This is a genomic window from Pseudanabaena cinerea FACHB-1277 (assembly GCF_014696345.1).
In the GTDB taxonomy this organism is placed as follows: Bacteria; Cyanobacteriota; Cyanobacteriia; order Pseudanabaenales; family Pseudanabaenaceae; genus Pseudanabaena; species Pseudanabaena cinerea.
Window position 1 is genome coordinate 1 of record NZ_JACJPY010000090.1, and the last position, 16,045, is coordinate 16,045.

The window sequence follows — 16,045 nt, forward strand, 5'->3', positions numbered from 1 at the left end:
AATCCATGCAATGTTCCAAAGATCTTACGTTTGCGTACAGCTTTTCTTAATAATTCCCCATCGCTAAGTATTTCTACTTAGCGCAAACTTGGGATGCTCCCAAATGAAGTTTTTTCAAAAGAGAATTGTAATTCTGTGTATCATCTAAATAAACTTTCAAATCAGATAACAATTTATTGTGTGATACCTCCAAATCTGACTTTAATGATACAGACTCTTTTACGCGATTCAAAATCTCCTTGGCATCAGAGTCCAAGTCTCTAATATTCTCCACAACTGCTTGAGCAAAAAGTTTGTCTCCAGCCTTAGATTTCCAAATTGGGTTAGCACCACTTTTACCAACCTGAGACATAATGAAAACCTTGATTGCTTCCAGAGAGGAAATAGGCTCAAGTGACATCGCCAGCACATTGCGAAAGGGAGATTTTTCGCTTACATATTTAAGTGAAAAATTTTCGGCAACTACTTTAATCTTACTTTCTATAATTGTATCTAGTTGAACAGCAGTTTCTCGCTCAATTCGCAGCGCAAGCTGTGCTTCAATTCCAAGACTTGATAATGTGGTCATACTGCATCCTCTCTTAGTACTAAATGAAAATAATTGCAAACTTGAACTTGACCGAAACCTTCAGATGTGCGATCGCCAATTCCTGTAATTTCTAAACGCTCTAAAGCCTCTAGCCATTCTGCAAAGCGATCGCTTTTCCCATTCACCTCCACACTAAACAAATATACACCTCCACGATTAGTTACTAATTCAACATCTTTCATCAACCCCCAAGCCGCATTCCAACCAGAGCGATAGTCATAGCTGCTATAGGCAACATGAAGCTTGAGGCTATTATCAGCAATGCCTGTAAACTGCTTGAGCATAGTCTCCGAAATTACCATAGTGCGCCGCCATTGATCGGTCAGAATGGCATCGGATTGTAAATCTATGGTGAAGAATTTACGGTTACTTTTAATATATTCTTGAGGTTTACCAAAAATCTGCCAATCTTGCCAGCGTTTTGTTAATTCACGGTTGAGATCATTCACTCGTTGCTCTAGATCGGATTTTGGCAGTTTATCTAAAAAAGTTGCCTTTATTTCGGTCTTACCTAAACCTCTCGAAGCAGAACCACCAAATCGAAATTGTTGTGAGTTGTCTTCAATGAATTTTTGTAAACTCTTGGCTAGGTTGTCATCCTCAACATAAATAGAACTGCGATAAATGCTAGGTTCAGATTTTTGGGGCTTAGACTCATTCATAACCTCAATGCTATACAGAATCTGCTCTTCAGAAACCGCACGGCGGCGATTGATGCCAACTCTAGTTAAAAGACGCTTATCGACTGAGGGTTTGTAATATTTGCCATCTTTAATGCCATAGAAACCAGTAAAAGCATCAACCCGTTCGCCATCTTCGGGACAGTTAGGATCGTATAAATGACCGTATGCTTCTGAACAAAAGCGGTCAATTAAAGTATCAAACACACCATTGTTTTTGTACTTACCATCTTTCTTGAGTTCAGTCTTAAAACCAGAATTATTCTTGGAACTTAAAGCCGTTGCTGGTAAAGCTAATACCTTTTTTAGATTAACAATTTGCAGTGGTTTATCTTCATCTTTGTGAGTTGCAACTGCAAAATAAGCATTTTGAAATATGGCAGGGCGATCGCCTAAAAATAAATTTTGGAAATCACCGCCATTAGTGGAAAAGTCGCCAGAACTATATCCTGCCTGTTGCAAGATTTGAGCAGCGATCGCGCCACGAATTACGGAACCTGAGATATAGTCATCAGCCTCGCTAACAGAGCCACCTGGTTTCTGCTTACCAATCGCTAAAGGCGATCGCGCTCTTATTTCTAAATCAATTCTATTCATGATTCACCTCCCTTTGCTAAAGATTGCCATACAGATTCATCGATATCAAGCTTTGTAATGTTCCAAGTCAGCCACCCCAAACCCGATGACTTACTGCCACCGAGAGCATTGATATGTTGCAAACTCGCATAGATTAATGCTTTGCCGAAATCTGGACAATCAGGTAAGAAATGGATATCTCCTTTAAACTGTAACTGAGCATTGGCAGGAGAAGTCTCCAAGAAATAGAGTTTATTCTCCTCCGCAGTCTGACGGCGGCGATTGATCGTTACCCCTGGGCGAATTACTTCGGGCAAGTTTTCAGGATCTTCAGTACAAATTAAATCATCAAAGAGAACCTGTGAAGGCAAAACAGGATTGCCAAAAATCTGACAGATTAGGCAATGCCGATTTTTTTCAATAGGGTCACTGCTGACCCTATATGCTTCTCGCTCAAAGTTTCCGTCTAGCCCTTTCCTTTGAGGACACATGGTTTCCGCTTTAGGCGATTCGCAAATACTCCATTGCAAAGCCCTTGCAATTTTCTCGCACTCATGGCGCAGTCTGCCCTTGAGTTGTGAGGCAGGAATGAGTAATTTCTTGTCAGCATTGCGAATAATCGGTTTATCTGCCAGTGATCCCGATGAGCCGCCAGCCCCAACACAGAGCGCCGAGTCAATGGTGACAGTGAGACTAATGTTAGTAGTCGGTCTGTTTAGTGTAGTTAATGTAATCATGAATTTGCCTCCTGTGGTACGTTTGTTTCTACATCCACAAAGTCATAGATATCGACCAGATCGCGCCAGATAGTCTCATAAAAAATTTTATCTTGCTCGTCTGTACCAGTCATCCAAGGTGCAAGGTTGCCATTATTAGTTTTTGGCTTACACCAAGCATCTTCAAAATGTGTTCTAATCTCCGATTGCCCATCTTTGAGACGGACTCGAAAATAGCGATAGTTGATCATGCCAGTCTGTTTACCATTTTCTAATAAACTTCGCAGTTGATAGAGTTGCGATCGCGGGAAGTTGGCACTCTTTAAAACCTTAACAACTTCAATCAATCCACCAATCTCATGCAGTGTATAGGGCGCGGCAAAAAAGCGTAAATTCCCTTTACTAAGCCCTTCTTTACGAAATGATTCCACATTAGAGGACAACATAGTAACTGATTTCATGGATAGAAAATCAATCGTTCCACCATGATATCCATGCTTTGTTTTTAGAGCCTTTGCTTTCTTCTTAGCAGATTTTAGCAATTGACCAACTAATTTTTCAGCGTAGTAAATAGGCGTATTTTCCGCAGTAATTAATACGCCCAAAGATGTGCTGAGAAATGATTCCGAAGGTTTGATACTGCCGTTTTGATAACGTTGAAAACTATAATCTATAGGCTTCTTGGTACTAGGAATATCATATCTGCCTTTAGATTTGAGAATTTCTTCAAACTTTTCACCAATAGTTTGTGCGATCGCCAATGCTTTATCCGCAGGCACAATAATCAAAACATCGTCACCACCAATCGCTATGATTTCAAATGGATGAATTAATACCGTAGATTGTTTGCCTGCTTCTGATTCTCGATGAACATAGGTAGGCTGTAAATGCTGCGCTAGAGCATAATAGGCTGAGTCTTTGGTTGCTTCAAAAATATCCTCGCTGAATTGACGATATTGCTCAGGGGTTTGGATATTTTTCTGAATATATCCCCCCATATTATTACCATCAGCATAGATGTAACCCACAAATCCCTTGCCCGCCTGTCCAATTTCTCGCAAAGATAAGGCTTCATCAGTTTTCGGAGGAATCAAGTAAGAGATTTCAGAATGTTTTTTCTCAACAAACCTACTAAAGTCTTGAATCCAGTTAGGAATTGATGATTCTTTAGACTTCCAATCAAAGCCAATTCTGTCATACCATTGAAGATTACCATCACGCTTGGCAATTTGACCAGCTAGACGTTTGCGTGCTAGTGATTCCGACATATACGGCTGATCGCCTAGCTCCGTTGCTTGGAAAATAGCAGGACGGCGATCGCTTTCATCTCTGACTAGATAGGGATGTGTCTCAAATATTGGTGGATAGGCGCGGCTAGGGCGATCGCCAGTAGTATTTCCTGAACGTCTCTTATTAAAAGCGATCGCTAAACTAGTCACTAACTCATTAAAATTCTTCCGTTCTATAAAAGCATCTCGCAACTGTTGTGAGGATTTAGTCTTTTTATTAGCATCTTTAGAACCGCCAAAATAGGATTCAACCAATGGATTTTGATGATTTTTAAGATAGCTATCTATCCAAAAGTTTTCTGCATTGTTTAGCAAACCAAAGCGAACTTCTAACAAATTAAAAGTCTGACCCACTGCACAGGAGTTAGCCGTCAGCGTTTCTTCGGTATAGCGCCGTTCGATCGCATTAGCCAAATCATCCACAAAAGCCGCAGGGCAGAAAGCAAGCACATTACCTCCCGTGGAATAAATCAATAATTCTGGAATGAGTGCATCACCAAGTTTTGGAAAACTTCTTTCTAGCCATTCTCTAATCTTCTTTAGGCAATCCTCAGCAGATTTAGGTTTCGGTGCGCTTTCATCATAATGTCCAAAAAATGCAGGAATATCAACTAGATTAATGCGATCGAGTAATGCTGATGCACCGCGAATATCGGATAGTTTGGCGGCTTCAAAAACATATTGCTTAATCTTAGTTGCGCCACCATAGACTAGACCGATTTTGGTTCTTTGATTCCATAGGTCTGCATATTTATTCTGCAATTCCTGAAATGTATCAGGGAATTTATTAAGATCAATATTTTGTAATTGCTTAACTTGATCGACTAGCGATCGCACCTCTTCAGGAATTTGACCACCATCAGTAAGCGCTTGGCGCATATTCTTCAAAACTGCGAGATCAAATTGTGATTCACGGCGATCGCCCCATGCGAGACACCATGCTAGAGCGATCGTGATTTTTTTTGTATGGTTTATCTGTTCAGTCATTTCTTTATTACTTAGTATTGGTTTTGATTGATATGGGTTTAGGGAAGGGGCGATCGCCGATCGTATCTAACTGTAATTCACATTCATGAAAAATATAGTTTAAACCTGTGGTTCAATACCCGCAGCGCGTAGTTGAGCAAGTAAGATTTCGGCGCGTTCTGCTCCTGTTAGAAGTAAGTTGCCTTCCGCATCCCACCAGCGCAGCCAAGGTAGTTCTAAATTCTGATATCGTCCTTGCCAAATACCCAACTCTACTCCAAGAACACCAATTGCATAATGTCCGCGTTCATTGGCAGTCAGAAGTTCAAATTGATTAGCAACAAATCGGTATACTTCAACACGCGCACTTTTGACTTCATAGATGCCATAAAAAGCGGGACGAATTACTTGTTCATAAATAAAAAATTTACCTTTCCAAGGAGTTTTATCTCTTTCCTCAGTGCCATTACCTGAAACAAATTCTAAAATAATTAATGGTGCAATGAACTCTTGCCAAAGTACATAAGACCGCCTTGTTTCACCATTTAATGTAGGAGGTACATTAGGCACATAAAACCAGTCGGGAGCTTCTGCGCCCTTTTCAGGAGGATCAGTAATCCGCCAGTAAATGCCACTATCTTGCCCGATTACATATTGCCCATCAGGGTGTCTTTTTTGCAGCAGAGGCTCTAGAGAATCGGTTAAGAGAATGCTTTGAGGATGCTCTTGAAAATTTTTCACGAATGTACCATCGGATTCTGGTAGTTGGGTATGATCGGGAAGTGGAACGGGATGAATCGATGGATTGGTCATAAAAGTCATGGTTTTACCCTCGTTGGTATGATAAGCAGCATGGTAAGTGGCATGATGTTCATATTTTAAGTACGTTTCAAAAAGAGCGATCGCACTCTTGTTAACAACTCATCAGGCACAGCACGAGGTTGCCCCATCAGCCAAGCACCGCAGGTCATTTCCAGATAGGGCTGTGATTGAGTGACTTTTTCACAAGTCTCCAAAGTGCTGTGAATTACAGCAATGGTCGCAAGATTACCGCGATCGCGACAGAACTCATGCCATTTATCAATCTCTTCGGTCTTGGAACTAATGATCAAGTAATGAGAACAAGCCTCAAGAATAGGATGTTTTTCAGGCTGTACCATGCCGCCAATATCAACCAAAACTAGAGACTTATGGCGGCGCAATTCCAAAATAGCTTGAGCATGATAGGGAAAAAACTCCTCAGTCAAAGCCCCTTTATTGGCAACCTTCATGATTTCCGCTTGCTCTTCGTCCCCCAGTTCCACAGTCCAGTTCCCCTCACCATCCCAATTTGCCCTTTGCAAATAGACATGGGGATTTTCCTGTAGTAAGGCTTGAAATAGCGCATGGGCTAACACACTTTTACCGCTATTGGGCGGACCGACAATCATCAGGGCGGGGCATAGCTGCACCTCATTTGTGGGCGCTTCTAGGATAATTTGCCCGATCGCCGCCTGATTGCTATGGGTCGCCACCACCACGCCGCCAGAAATACGCGGATCAAAACAAGCCACCCATTTAGTGGGATGCAACTCATGGACAAAGTAAGCATAGAGCCAAATCGGGGCGCGTCCAGAGATCACCACACCGCCACTAGTATCGACAGTCGCTGGTAGTTCTAAGCCGATCATGTCCGATGGATTTATGACGCGATCGGGAGTAAGAATTTCAATTTCTAGTTGTTGATAGCGCAACCCGTCAATGGAGATTTTAGGCGTGAGAGATAATTGAATTTTAGGAATAGTCATGAGCGATCGCCGCCGCAAGTTGCTGGTCATTAGTTTAGACTGTAAAAGCATAATTAGGTCAAATAATTCATAATAGTCAAGAAAAATTAAGAAAAAAGATTGATAACCTTGAATAGTTGAAATTACTTCATTTGATTAATTTTTTCCCTAGCCGACTGAATGGCAATGCTATTGTCAATAGGTGCAACTATGGCAGCAACCACTCCACAAAATGTCGCCAAGTTGTCTATTTTTTCCTCGTCTCTTTCATTAACTGAGCCAAGCATGATGATTCCAAAAAGTACGCCGAATAAGATCCAAAACGCTTTCCATCTGCCAGTATAGATATACCCGCCAATAGGGAGAAAAAAGGAGAGTATCGCCGCGATCACAATATTTTTCTGAGATAGCTTATAGGTTTTAGCAAGTTCTTGATCCTGCGATTGACGATCTATTTCTTCAAGACGCTTTTGCAAGTCATTTTTATCTTCAGGCATAGATTTAGTATATCTAGGTGATCTGTTGACACTATAGGGCATCATTGAAGAAGGGTATTCAATTAAATATTTATGCCATCTAACATCACTGCTATTTTTCAAAATCCTCCGACAGTGCAAATCTTGAATTGGTTAGTGCAGGGCAATCTGGCGAGTAGTATGAGTCGGGCGGTGCGGTTTTGGGTGATTTTAGGGATGATTTATCGCGATCGCCTATTAACCGATGTATTTCGCTATCCAGACCTACGCGATCACCTATATTCGTCCCAGCATCCCACATCAGAAAAGCTAAAATCTGAATCTTTTATCAATGGTTGCAGCGATCTCCATTGTATTTGTGCTAAATCTTTAAATCATTGGTTACATCCCAGTGATGCTATGCGATCGCAATTGCAAGCACTCACAGGCTTTAATCTTCAGCAATGTGAAACAGCACTATCGCAATCTCCCTTTGCGACAGTGCATCGTTCGCTGCGCGGAGATTTGGAGAAATTAGCCCAAATTGGTTGGTTGAAGGTATTGCCTAGGGGTGAATTTCAAATCTTACCCGTTGATCTTTTGCCACAGTTATCGCCTGATATTTATGCAGTCTCCAATTTAGGATTAATCAACGAGCGATCGCTTTCCCAATTGCCAATGGTCAACACATGGCTGAGCCAAAATCTATCGCGTCAGCAATGCCTCGATCTATTGGTTGCCCTCGATACGCTCTCAATGGTGCAGCCAAATCTAGAACTGTTACTAGATTCTCTTTCAGAATTATTGATTGCCGAACAGGATAGCGATCGCTTGCTGTCAAAGCATCAAAAATTACCCCATACCTTTGTCAATCTCGACTACATTCTTCCCCCTGAAGTGCAAGATCGCGTTGATGATTACCATAAACAATTGGAAGATCTCTGGCATACCGCAGACAGTGGCGTAATTCAATTTAACTATGAAATGATCCAGCAAAATTCTGTCCTCAAGCCAACGGATTTTTCCAGTTTTTCTAGTCAAGTTAAGCAAATCACCGTCTATCCAGTCTGTATTCACTATCTCCGCCGTGCTAAATATCTCAGCGCCTATGGTATCGATCCTGATGGCAATATGGGCTGGCACAATTACCGTCTAGATCGGATTACCTCTGGAAGTTTAAAAGTTCTCGCTTGGGGCGATCGCCATGTGCCAAAAGCTTTAAAGCAGTTACGCAATAGTGGCAAGTTACCTACTTCTCAAGAAGTTGAGATAGAGCTAGGCAAAGCATGGGGATTCAAGTTTTACGAAGAACCGCAACTTTTATTACTTCGCTTCTCAGAAGATTTTGCCCGATGGTATGTGGACAATACGGTGAGACATCCCACTTTCAGGGCGGTTCCTTATGCTAGGATTGCCCCTCTGCTCCAAAAAGCTGTTTCTGATGACTATGAACGGGATATAATTTTGGAGATTTTAAGACAACGCGATCCAAGCGATCGCTACTATCAAGCTTTGATTCGTCCTAATGATATCAATATTATTCAGAGACTACGAGATTGGCGACCTAATGGAGAGGTGTTAGCACCAATTTCTCTCAGGCAGAGAATGGTAGATGAGGCAACTCAAGAGTTGATGCATTATCTACCATTGCCAAAAATCCAAAAGAAAGGGAATGAATTTTAGATTTTTGGCGACTTCAGAACCGTTAACAGGAGCATCCACCAAGGCACTTTCAGATCGGGAATCAACTTAGCCACACTTTTAAGCCTTGGCAAACCCTGCGCCAATAAAAATCTGAGAGAGCGTAAAGAAACAGGACAATGCTCATACTCATCAACTATGCCATAACGTGCCGCCAGTTCTGCCGCAAGCTGAACCTTGCCAGTTCGCCTCATCAGGTCTGGATCGTTACATAGAGCTGCAATTACTCTACCGACAAACAAAGGCGTTTCCCAATTAAACTTATCCGCGATCGCCGTCACCCCAAGATTATCCTCAAGATTGCCATCAGCCAACTGATGAAACTGCTCAGTACCGACAATCCCCGGCCAAAGGGAAATCGAAGCAACATTAAAGGGCTTGAGTTCGACAGCCATATCAGCCGCAAGGCGATCGCAAGCAGATTTACCAGTACCATAGGCAACCCCAAAGATCGGAGCCAAACCACCCCAAGAAGAAATCGTCACGATTAAACCTTGTTTGCGTTGGGTCATCATCTTCGCGGCAAAATGACTGGCTACATAATGACTTCGCAAACCGACTTGATTGCAAGCATCCCAAAGACTCAGATCTGCTTCCCAAAATGGTTTGCCGTTGGAGGAGATTAGCGATCGCACAGCACCGAAAGCATTATTCACCAAGAGATCCAATTGTCCATTTTGTTCTCGATCAATTTGTTCAAATAGAGATTTAACCTGTTCATCATCACTGTGATCAACGGGAACGGCGATACAAATCCCTCCCGCATTTTCTACGGTGGCTTTAGTTTCGAGCAAGCTTCCCGAAATAGTTTCCAGAGAATTTGTCTGATTTACACTGCGCCCCGTGATGTAAACCAGCGCACCAGCCTCACCCAAAGCGATCGCAATACCTTTGCCAATTCCCCTTGAAGCCCCTGTTACCAAGGCAACTTTACCTTTTAAATTTGCTGCCATAAAAAATCCTCTCCATTTTGCGAACTACGTTACAATTATCACTTAGGAATTTTGTAAAGATAACTTAAGCAAGTTCTGCCAAAAGATTTATAATCAAGGAAAGAGAGTTTGACGAACAGGTTACTTATCTCCATCGCAATCAACCTGACGCTCCTGCGGTTGAGATTCTTTCTCCTGTCCAGATTCAGGTCTTAACGGGAAAAGTAAGATCCCAACGATTCGTATATCTGGGCGATCGCATATTTTTTTGTGGCGGGGTAAATTCATATTCTATGGGCTAACTAATACAAAGCCTCTGGTTTTGCCACCGTCATTGTCAATGGTATTGATGGATTGCCATAGTTCTTCAGCCTTAACCCATACTGGCGGATATTTGTAGCTGGCAACATACAAGATTAGAAACCGATCTGTCGAGCGATCGTAGGCGGCAATTGGTGAGATATGCCCACCGCTTTCTTGTCCAATACTGCGCCGCAAATAATTGACCAATACAAAGTTATTAGACTGCTTGAGGTTTTCCGTAACTAAGTCACGAAATGTCGATAAGTTGGTGTCAGTTGCATGGTAAACCTGAACTTTCACATTATGGCTTTCTAGCAATTTGCCAAGGGTATCAAGATTCATCCCTCTCCATTGAATGGAAAGTGCAGACGCAATTTGATTTGTTTTTTGGTTGTCAAAAAAGTTGTCTTGAGTCAGCTTGCGATCGCCATGTAAAGCATTGATGACGATCGTCATACTGGCAACTCCACAGTAAGCGGGATGAGATTGAGTAACAAAATACTCGCTCAGTGGTGGGTAGTCTGTTTTCGATTGACTAGCCGATAAGAGCTTTTTGCCACTATCTGAGGTGATAGAGATCAGGTTGTCGGGTAAGGCTAAGGGTTGGGCGATCGCACTGCAAGCTGACAGCGCAAATCCTAAGATCAATGCCTTTATTGCTAAATTCACTTTGCTAGAAACCTTATGTACCATGAATTTCTGTGGGTAACTTTACAAGCTCGTCATCAATAAAAGTATAACCATCGGGACACCATAGCTCTTGACTATCATCGGCAAAGTATGGGCATTGTTTAGACAGCGATCGCTGTGGGGTATTTCGGGCATTGGATTTATAGTTAGGCGATCGGTGTTATGATAGAAAACTCAAACAAGGAATAGTGTACGCAAATTTCTCAGTCCATTTCGCGGGATGCACAAAAAATATTTGTATCTTTATGTAGCCACGTTCGGGTGGTCTTAAAATACACTAATTACCCCTGTTAAGGTGACTAACGATCTTGCGTGATCCTAGAAATATAGATCTGTAAAACATCATGTCAAAAGTTCAAGAAAATGGATTTTTGAAGGCTGAAACGACCAATCTACGTTCGATATTTTTGCACCTTAACAGGGGTAAATACACTAATGTACGTTAGATTGATTTTGACTTCCTACGTCTTATTCTTATGCCTGCTTTCACCTCTTTGCCTACATGAGCGAATTTATGACTCAAGAGAAATTTGATGAATTGGTTCAGCAATTGGAAGTATACTCGCAGCAACATCCTAATCTGTATAAATTGCGTGTAGCAGCTTTAGCCGCTTTTGGATACCTATACATTTTTGTGGCGATCGCCGTTCTGTTAGGAATAGTGATGTTTATTGGCTTAATTGCTATCTATGGACGTTTTGTCAATAAGTTCACCATTTACATGGTACTGATTTTTGTCATCCCATTGTTCATGATTTTGCGATCTCTGTGGGTAACATTCCCCGAACCAACTGGAATAAGACTAAATCGTAAACAAGTTCCCGAATTGTTTGCTTTAGTAAACCGCCTCACAAAGTCTCTACAAGCTCCATCATTTCATAAGATTTTACTGACACCAGAGTTTAATGCATCGGTAGTTCAAGTTCCTCGTTTAGGAATCTTTGGTTGGCAAAAGAACTATCTCATTCTTGGTTTACCATTAATGCAATCCCTCTCTCCAGAACAATTTCAAGCCGTAGTAGCTCATGAGACTGGACATCTATCAGGTAATCATAGCCGTTTTGCGGGATGGATTTATCGAGTACGCAAAACATGGATGCAAATTTTGGAACGATTCCAAACCGAGCAGGGTGCTGAGGTTGTGATGCTGAGTTTTTATAGCTTTATCAATTGGTACTCACCGCTATTAAGTGCTTACTCTTTTGTACTAGCGAGGGGTAACGAGTACGTAGCCGATCAGTGTGCGGCGGACTCTGTGGGCAATCAACATATAGCCGAAGCTTTGATTTTGATTGGCGTTAGGAGTGAATATATCAAAAATTCCTATTGGAAAAATATTTTTCAACAGGCTAGTACACAACCTGAACCACCAATTTCTCCCTTTGCCCAAATTGCTCAATTCTTGCAAAATGAAATTGAACCTGAAACCTATCAAAAATTATTAGAGCGATCCCTAACCCTTAAAACCGACACAATCGATACCCATCCTTGCCTGCGCGATCGCCTACAAGCCCTAGGGTTTAATCCATCAGCCCTACCAACGATGAGTTTTAGTCCTGTGACGGCTGGAGAAAAATTTCTTGGTAACGCTCTTGCTAATTTAACCGAGCAATTTGATCGAGAGTGGTGTACAAATATCGAGGCTTCTTGGAAAGAGCGATTTACCTATATTCAAGGACTTCGCACTAAATTACAAGAACTTGAAGAAAAGTCTAAGTCAGAAATATTAAATCTTGAGGAAGCTTGGAATCGAGCTTTTTGGACAAGCGAAATTATGGGTGATCGCACCGCTCTTCCTTTAGTTCAAAATGTAATTAAGATGCAGGTCGATCATGCTGGTGCTAATTATTTATTAGGAAAAATTTTGCTAGAGGATGTAGATTCTGATGGAATCAAGCATTTGGAAATTGCTATGGAGTGTGATGTAGATGCTCGTATATCAAGTTGCGAACTAATTTATGAATTTCTCAGACAACAGGGTAAAAACGATGAGGCGCTAAAGTACCAACAGAAGTTGGAAGACCACTATCAAGAAGTTTATTTGGCACAACAGGAAAGAGCTACAGTAAGTTGCTTCGATGCCCTCATCAGTCATGATATTTCTAAAGATGAGGTTGACAAATTACAGCAATACTTATCTGATTACAAAAATATCGAAACCATCTATCTCCTTCGCAAATACTTAAAATATTTCCCAGAAAAGCCTATGTATGTCTTGGCAATTAGATGTAAGCATTCTTTCTGGACGAAATTTCATCTGAGTGACAGAGCCTTGAAAAAAGAGCAAGAAGTGATCGCAAAAATCGTAAAGGAATTTGAGTTTGCAAACTATACATATATAACTGTGTTTGCCTCTGACAAAAGCTTTGATAAGCAGTCATTCCCTTATGTCTTATCAGAAGACTACATCAAGAAAGTTGCAGGCAAACCAATTTTTCAAGCCTAAACTTTTTAAGTTTAATAGCCCATTATAAAAAATTTATCTGTACTACTCAAAGTTTAAATAAGCTATAGACTCTTTTACAGAGACTACCAACACTGGAAATACCTTTATAAATCCTTTCCCTGATCAACGGAATTATTGCTCACTTTTCTTTGCTCAATATGATTGCCATTTGGAGGAGGGTTGGTGATAATCATTGCGCCATTGACTGACCGATAAAGTCGTTGTCCCTGATCGATTTTCAAGCAGATCGCCTTAAACCCTATGACCAATATCACACTCACCCTCAACATCACGGGAACCTAGATTAGCGATCGCACTGTCAATCCTGATAGGAGACGATACCAATCCCATAGAGAAAACGTTCACAGGGCAAAAGCAATGATCCTCAACTCACTAACCCAAGTTCGCTCAATTATCATCAAAAGCATCGCTGGTACTGAAAATGCAATTGTCTTTCTCGGTAAAACCTTTGTTGCAGACAAAGCCTATAACTCTCTCAACGAAGCGATCGCAGGATGCAGAAAAGATTTAGATTTGGGTATGGCAATCTTAATCGCCCCTGACGCGAACCAGTTTAAAATTTGGATTGCAATTCCTAACGAATTAATTTTGTCAACCGCCTAAACCCTGTAGCTAAAAATCTTGACGGCAATCCCTTTGTGCCGCGCCTTTTCGATCGTGTCCTTTGTCCATTCAGTATTGTTGACATGAAAAGCAATGAGTTCGTTGGCAATCGGTTCTGCGATCGCGAGTTATTCGATTTCGCAGATTATGCCATTGTTCATAAAGTAACTACACAGTAACTACAGAGTTCCAATGCCTAACTCAGAGCTAATAGTCATTATGACAACCTTTCCCGATCTAGATCTTGCCAATAGCGTTGCCAAAATACTTGTCGAGGAAAAACTTGCTGCTTGCATTCAAATCATGCCCACCATGACATCTACCTATATCTGGGATGGAAAACTATGTCAAGAATCAGAGCATCTAGTTCTCATTAAAACTCTGGCAAGCAATTATGCATCACTAGCAGCTAGGTTGACTGTTCTCCATCCCTATCAAGTACCTGAAATTATTGCCCTATCAGCGATCGCTGTTGAACAAAATTATTTGCTCTGGGCAAAGTCTATCTTGATGTAAATAAAAGTAGCGATCGCCTGTTTGCGGACAAGCGATCGCTTTTTTGTTGCGATGAAAGGCTCTCCAGATTTCTCGCTAGGCTAACTCTGATTTCACAAACCATTGGTTGATCGTGATTGGCTCCTGATTAGCTATATATTTTCCCGATGGGGCTGTCTTGCCCCAATCAGGAAGTTTGCAACGCCCCATCGCCAACTGCTCAGACTCCGCCAGCTTGCGGTTGCAGACTTAGCAGCTTAGATTTCGGTTTGGGTCAATAATTGACTCAGTTGTTCATGGCAGCGATGTTGCCATGTATTGCCTTGATGATTGGCTTTCACCCAGATATCGGTGAGCGTTCCCCATCCCGATGCTTTGGCTAGTTCGACTTGTTGTTGCGATGTGGCTGTTGAGATTGATTTGCTTAGGGCGATCGCTTCGACAGTGGCTTCGGCTTTTACTCGCAGGGGGCTCTCAAAATGCTGCTCAATTACTGGCGTAATTTCAAATATGGGTTGGTACATTTGCGGGTTTTTACTAGTTCTTATTCCTGCGAACAAGCGCTAGCCTTGAAAAAAGGACATGAGTTTTAGGTTCATGTCCTTTTTCAGATATTGGGTTAAAACTCCTCTAGTTGCCTTTGCCTTTGGTTTTTAGCCAGTTATTTAAGTCAGCGATCGTCTCTAAGTCAAATAAGTCTTCGGCTAAATTTTCTAACTGCTTTGCCGATAGTTTGTTGACCTTGCCTCGCAAAGTTGGCGTAATCTGTCCAAACTTGCGACTAAGCATCCGCAACAACATTGTGGCTTGACCCTTTAGCAGTCCACGCTGCTCGCCTAGCTTTAAGCCACGTTGCTCACCTAGTTGTAAGCCACGTTGCTCACCACGTTGTTCGCCTTCTGCTCTTGCCTCTTGATAAACTCGTGTTTGCTTTAAATCGCTGTATGTAAACATTGCCTCAATCTCCTCACGGGTTAATTTTGGGAATTTATATACCAGTACAGTCTCTTTGTCTTCGGCTTTGGGGCTAAATATGCCATCAAACCGAAAGGCTTTTTCCTTCACTTCCACTGAACTAAATTCATAGCCTTCTGCTTCAGCGATCGGGCGTTCGATTAGCTCGAAGAGCAAAGTGTGAAAGGTATTGAATAGTTGATAGAATATCGTGAATCTTACTAGTATATTCATCGCGGCGGGCGATCTCATCACGATCTATAAATACGTTAACAACTCTAAGAATTCTTCTGCTCTCAGAATCACTAGCTTTGCATCTTCAGGTTCTAATCGTTCGGTGCGATCATAATCTCCTTTTAGGAGCATTTGTTCGGCATCAATTAGATAACGATGATATTTGCTGGGAATTTTGTCTGTGCAGACGAAATATTCACCAAATTTACTAATTACGGCAGAATGTTTACTAAAACTTAGATTTTCTTCTAATAGAAAGGCTTCGGCTATGTAAAACATTGCATAATAAGCACAAGAAACGGCAATATCTGCTAGTCCTTCAGCTTCTAATAGTTTAGCGGCGCGGAGACTATCGTGAGCTTTTTGCGCTAGAAATTACTGCTCTTTGATCATAGAAATAAATTCCTTCTTTAGTTATATTTTGGATAAGCATTGTCTGTTCATTCTCAAAGTGAGTTACTGAGAGAAATAGGTTACAGATGACTATGTTGTATTTTAAGCAAAGTGGACTTAGAAAGTAGCCTGTCCCTGAGGGGGTGACAAAGACATCTAAAACGTAGCCGTGACAAGCTGCATAGCCCTCTTACCTCGTTGATAGTAGGTTAACTTATTGGGAGCTAGTTTCAATA

Annotated in this window: 18 protein-coding genes and 1 pseudogene; 5 read left to right on the forward strand and 14 right to left on the reverse strand. The window is 41.5% G+C overall.

Annotated features, from left to right (window positions below; genetic code table 11):
* Positions 1-73 precede the first annotated feature (73 nt).
* The 7 genes from H6F44_RS19195 to H6F44_RS19225 form a co-directional block, all read right to left on the reverse strand.
* A complete protein-coding gene (locus H6F44_RS19195) occupies positions 74-568 on the reverse strand; it encodes a hypothetical protein (protein ID WP_190352637.1) in 495 nt (164 codons plus the stop codon).
* Positions 565-1,866: a type III-D CRISPR-associated RAMP protein Csx10 gene (gene csx10, locus H6F44_RS19200; protein WP_190352638.1), complete on the reverse strand. Its 1,302-nt coding sequence runs from the start codon at positions 1,864-1,866 to the stop codon at positions 565-567. The genes H6F44_RS19195 and csx10 overlap by 4 nt, the downstream gene beginning before the upstream one ends.
* Complete coding sequence (locus tag H6F44_RS19205; protein WP_190352639.1) at positions 1,863-2,582, reverse strand: RAMP superfamily CRISPR-associated protein; 720 nt, start codon at positions 2,580-2,582, stop codon at positions 1,863-1,865. Before H6F44_RS19205 ends, csx10 begins: the two co-directional genes overlap by 4 nt.
* Positions 2,579-4,837, reverse strand: a complete 2,259-nt coding sequence (cas10, locus tag H6F44_RS19210; protein ID WP_190352640.1) for a type III-B CRISPR-associated protein Cas10/Cmr2 — start codon at positions 4,835-4,837, stop codon at positions 2,579-2,581. Before cas10 ends, H6F44_RS19205 begins: the two co-directional genes overlap by 4 nt.
* 99 nt (positions 4,838-4,936) lie before the next feature.
* A complete protein-coding gene (locus H6F44_RS19215) occupies positions 4,937-5,638 on the reverse strand; it encodes a Uma2 family endonuclease (RefSeq protein ID WP_190352641.1) in 702 nt (233 codons plus the stop codon).
* A 56-nt stretch (positions 5,639-5,694) separates the two neighbouring features.
* Positions 5,695-6,633, reverse strand: a complete 939-nt coding sequence (crn3, locus tag H6F44_RS19220; protein WP_190352652.1) for a CRISPR-associated ring nuclease Crn3/Csx3 — start codon at positions 6,631-6,633, stop codon at positions 5,695-5,697.
* Between the two features lie 92 nt (positions 6,634-6,725).
* The gene (locus H6F44_RS19225; RefSeq protein ID WP_190352642.1) at positions 6,726-7,079 is read right to left on the reverse strand and encodes a TM2 domain-containing protein; all 354 of its coding nucleotides are present in this window, start codon (positions 7,077-7,079) and stop codon (positions 6,726-6,728) included.
* A gap of 72 nt (positions 7,080-7,151) precedes the next feature.
* On the opposite strand from H6F44_RS19225, the gene H6F44_RS19230 reads away from it, so the two are divergent.
* The gene (locus H6F44_RS19230; RefSeq protein ID WP_190352643.1) at positions 7,152-8,720 is read left to right on the forward strand and encodes a TIGR03985 family CRISPR-associated protein; all 1,569 of its coding nucleotides are present in this window, start codon (positions 7,152-7,154) and stop codon (positions 8,718-8,720) included.
* Here H6F44_RS19230 and H6F44_RS19235 read toward each other — a convergent pair.
* The 3 genes from H6F44_RS19235 to H6F44_RS19245 form a co-directional block, all read right to left on the reverse strand.
* On the reverse strand, positions 8,717-9,691 hold the full coding sequence (locus H6F44_RS19235; RefSeq protein WP_190352644.1) for an SDR family NAD(P)-dependent oxidoreductase: 975 nt from the start codon (positions 9,689-9,691) through the stop codon (positions 8,717-8,719). The two genes, H6F44_RS19230 and H6F44_RS19235, sit on opposite strands and share 4 nt — an antisense overlap.
* A 120-nt stretch (positions 9,692-9,811) precedes the next feature.
* The gene (locus H6F44_RS19240) at positions 9,812-9,958 is read right to left on the reverse strand and encodes a hypothetical protein (protein WP_190352645.1); all 147 of its coding nucleotides are present in this window, start codon (positions 9,956-9,958) and stop codon (positions 9,812-9,814) included.
* A 3-nt stretch (positions 9,959-9,961) separates the two neighbouring features.
* A complete protein-coding gene (locus H6F44_RS19245; protein WP_322096261.1) occupies positions 9,962-10,642 on the reverse strand; it encodes a phytochelatin synthase family protein in 681 nt (226 codons plus the stop codon).
* A 535-nt stretch (positions 10,643-11,177) separates the two neighbouring features.
* On the opposite strand from H6F44_RS19245, the gene H6F44_RS19250 reads away from it, so the two are divergent.
* Complete coding sequence (locus H6F44_RS19250) at positions 11,178-13,109, forward strand: M48 family metallopeptidase (protein ID WP_190352647.1); 1,932 nt, start codon at positions 11,178-11,180, stop codon at positions 13,107-13,109.
* Positions 13,110-13,213: 104 nt separating this feature from the next.
* On the opposite strand, the gene H6F44_RS19255 is transcribed toward H6F44_RS19250, so the two are convergent.
* The gene (locus tag H6F44_RS19255; RefSeq protein ID WP_190352648.1) at positions 13,214-13,351 is read right to left on the reverse strand and encodes a hypothetical protein; all 138 of its coding nucleotides are present in this window, start codon (positions 13,349-13,351) and stop codon (positions 13,214-13,216) included.
* 136 nt (positions 13,352-13,487) lie between these two features.
* Here H6F44_RS19255 and H6F44_RS19260 point away from each other — a divergent pair, with 136 nt between their 5' ends.
* From H6F44_RS19260 to H6F44_RS22990, 3 genes are all read left to right on the forward strand, one after another.
* Complete coding sequence (locus H6F44_RS19260) at positions 13,488-13,733, forward strand: hypothetical protein (RefSeq protein WP_190352649.1); 246 nt, start codon at positions 13,488-13,490, stop codon at positions 13,731-13,733.
* A gap of 219 nt (positions 13,734-13,952) precedes the next feature.
* Entirely contained in the window at positions 13,953-14,249 is a 297-nt protein-coding gene (gene cutA, locus H6F44_RS19265) for a divalent-cation tolerance protein CutA (protein WP_242016661.1), read from the forward strand.
* 102 nt (positions 14,250-14,351) lie between these two features.
* The gene (locus tag H6F44_RS22990; protein ID WP_206754475.1) at positions 14,352-14,489 is read left to right on the forward strand and encodes a hypothetical protein; all 138 of its coding nucleotides are present in this window, start codon (positions 14,352-14,354) and stop codon (positions 14,487-14,489) included.
* On the opposite strand, the gene H6F44_RS19270 is transcribed toward H6F44_RS22990, so the two are convergent.
* The 3 genes and pseudogenes from H6F44_RS19270 to H6F44_RS19280 form a co-directional block, all read right to left on the reverse strand.
* The gene (locus H6F44_RS19270; protein WP_242016662.1) at positions 14,486-14,752 is read right to left on the reverse strand and encodes a hypothetical protein; all 267 of its coding nucleotides are present in this window, start codon (positions 14,750-14,752) and stop codon (positions 14,486-14,488) included. The genes H6F44_RS22990 and H6F44_RS19270 overlap by 4 nt on opposite strands.
* 106 nt (positions 14,753-14,858) lie before the next feature.
* A complete protein-coding gene (locus H6F44_RS19275; RefSeq protein WP_190352651.1) occupies positions 14,859-15,416 on the reverse strand; it encodes a DUF2887 domain-containing protein in 558 nt (185 codons plus the stop codon).
* 24 nt (positions 15,417-15,440) lie between these two features.
* A pseudogene (locus H6F44_RS19280) lies at positions 15,441-15,728 on the reverse strand (HEPN domain-containing protein); the annotation flags it as partial.
* Positions 15,729-16,045: the final 317 nt, after the last annotated feature.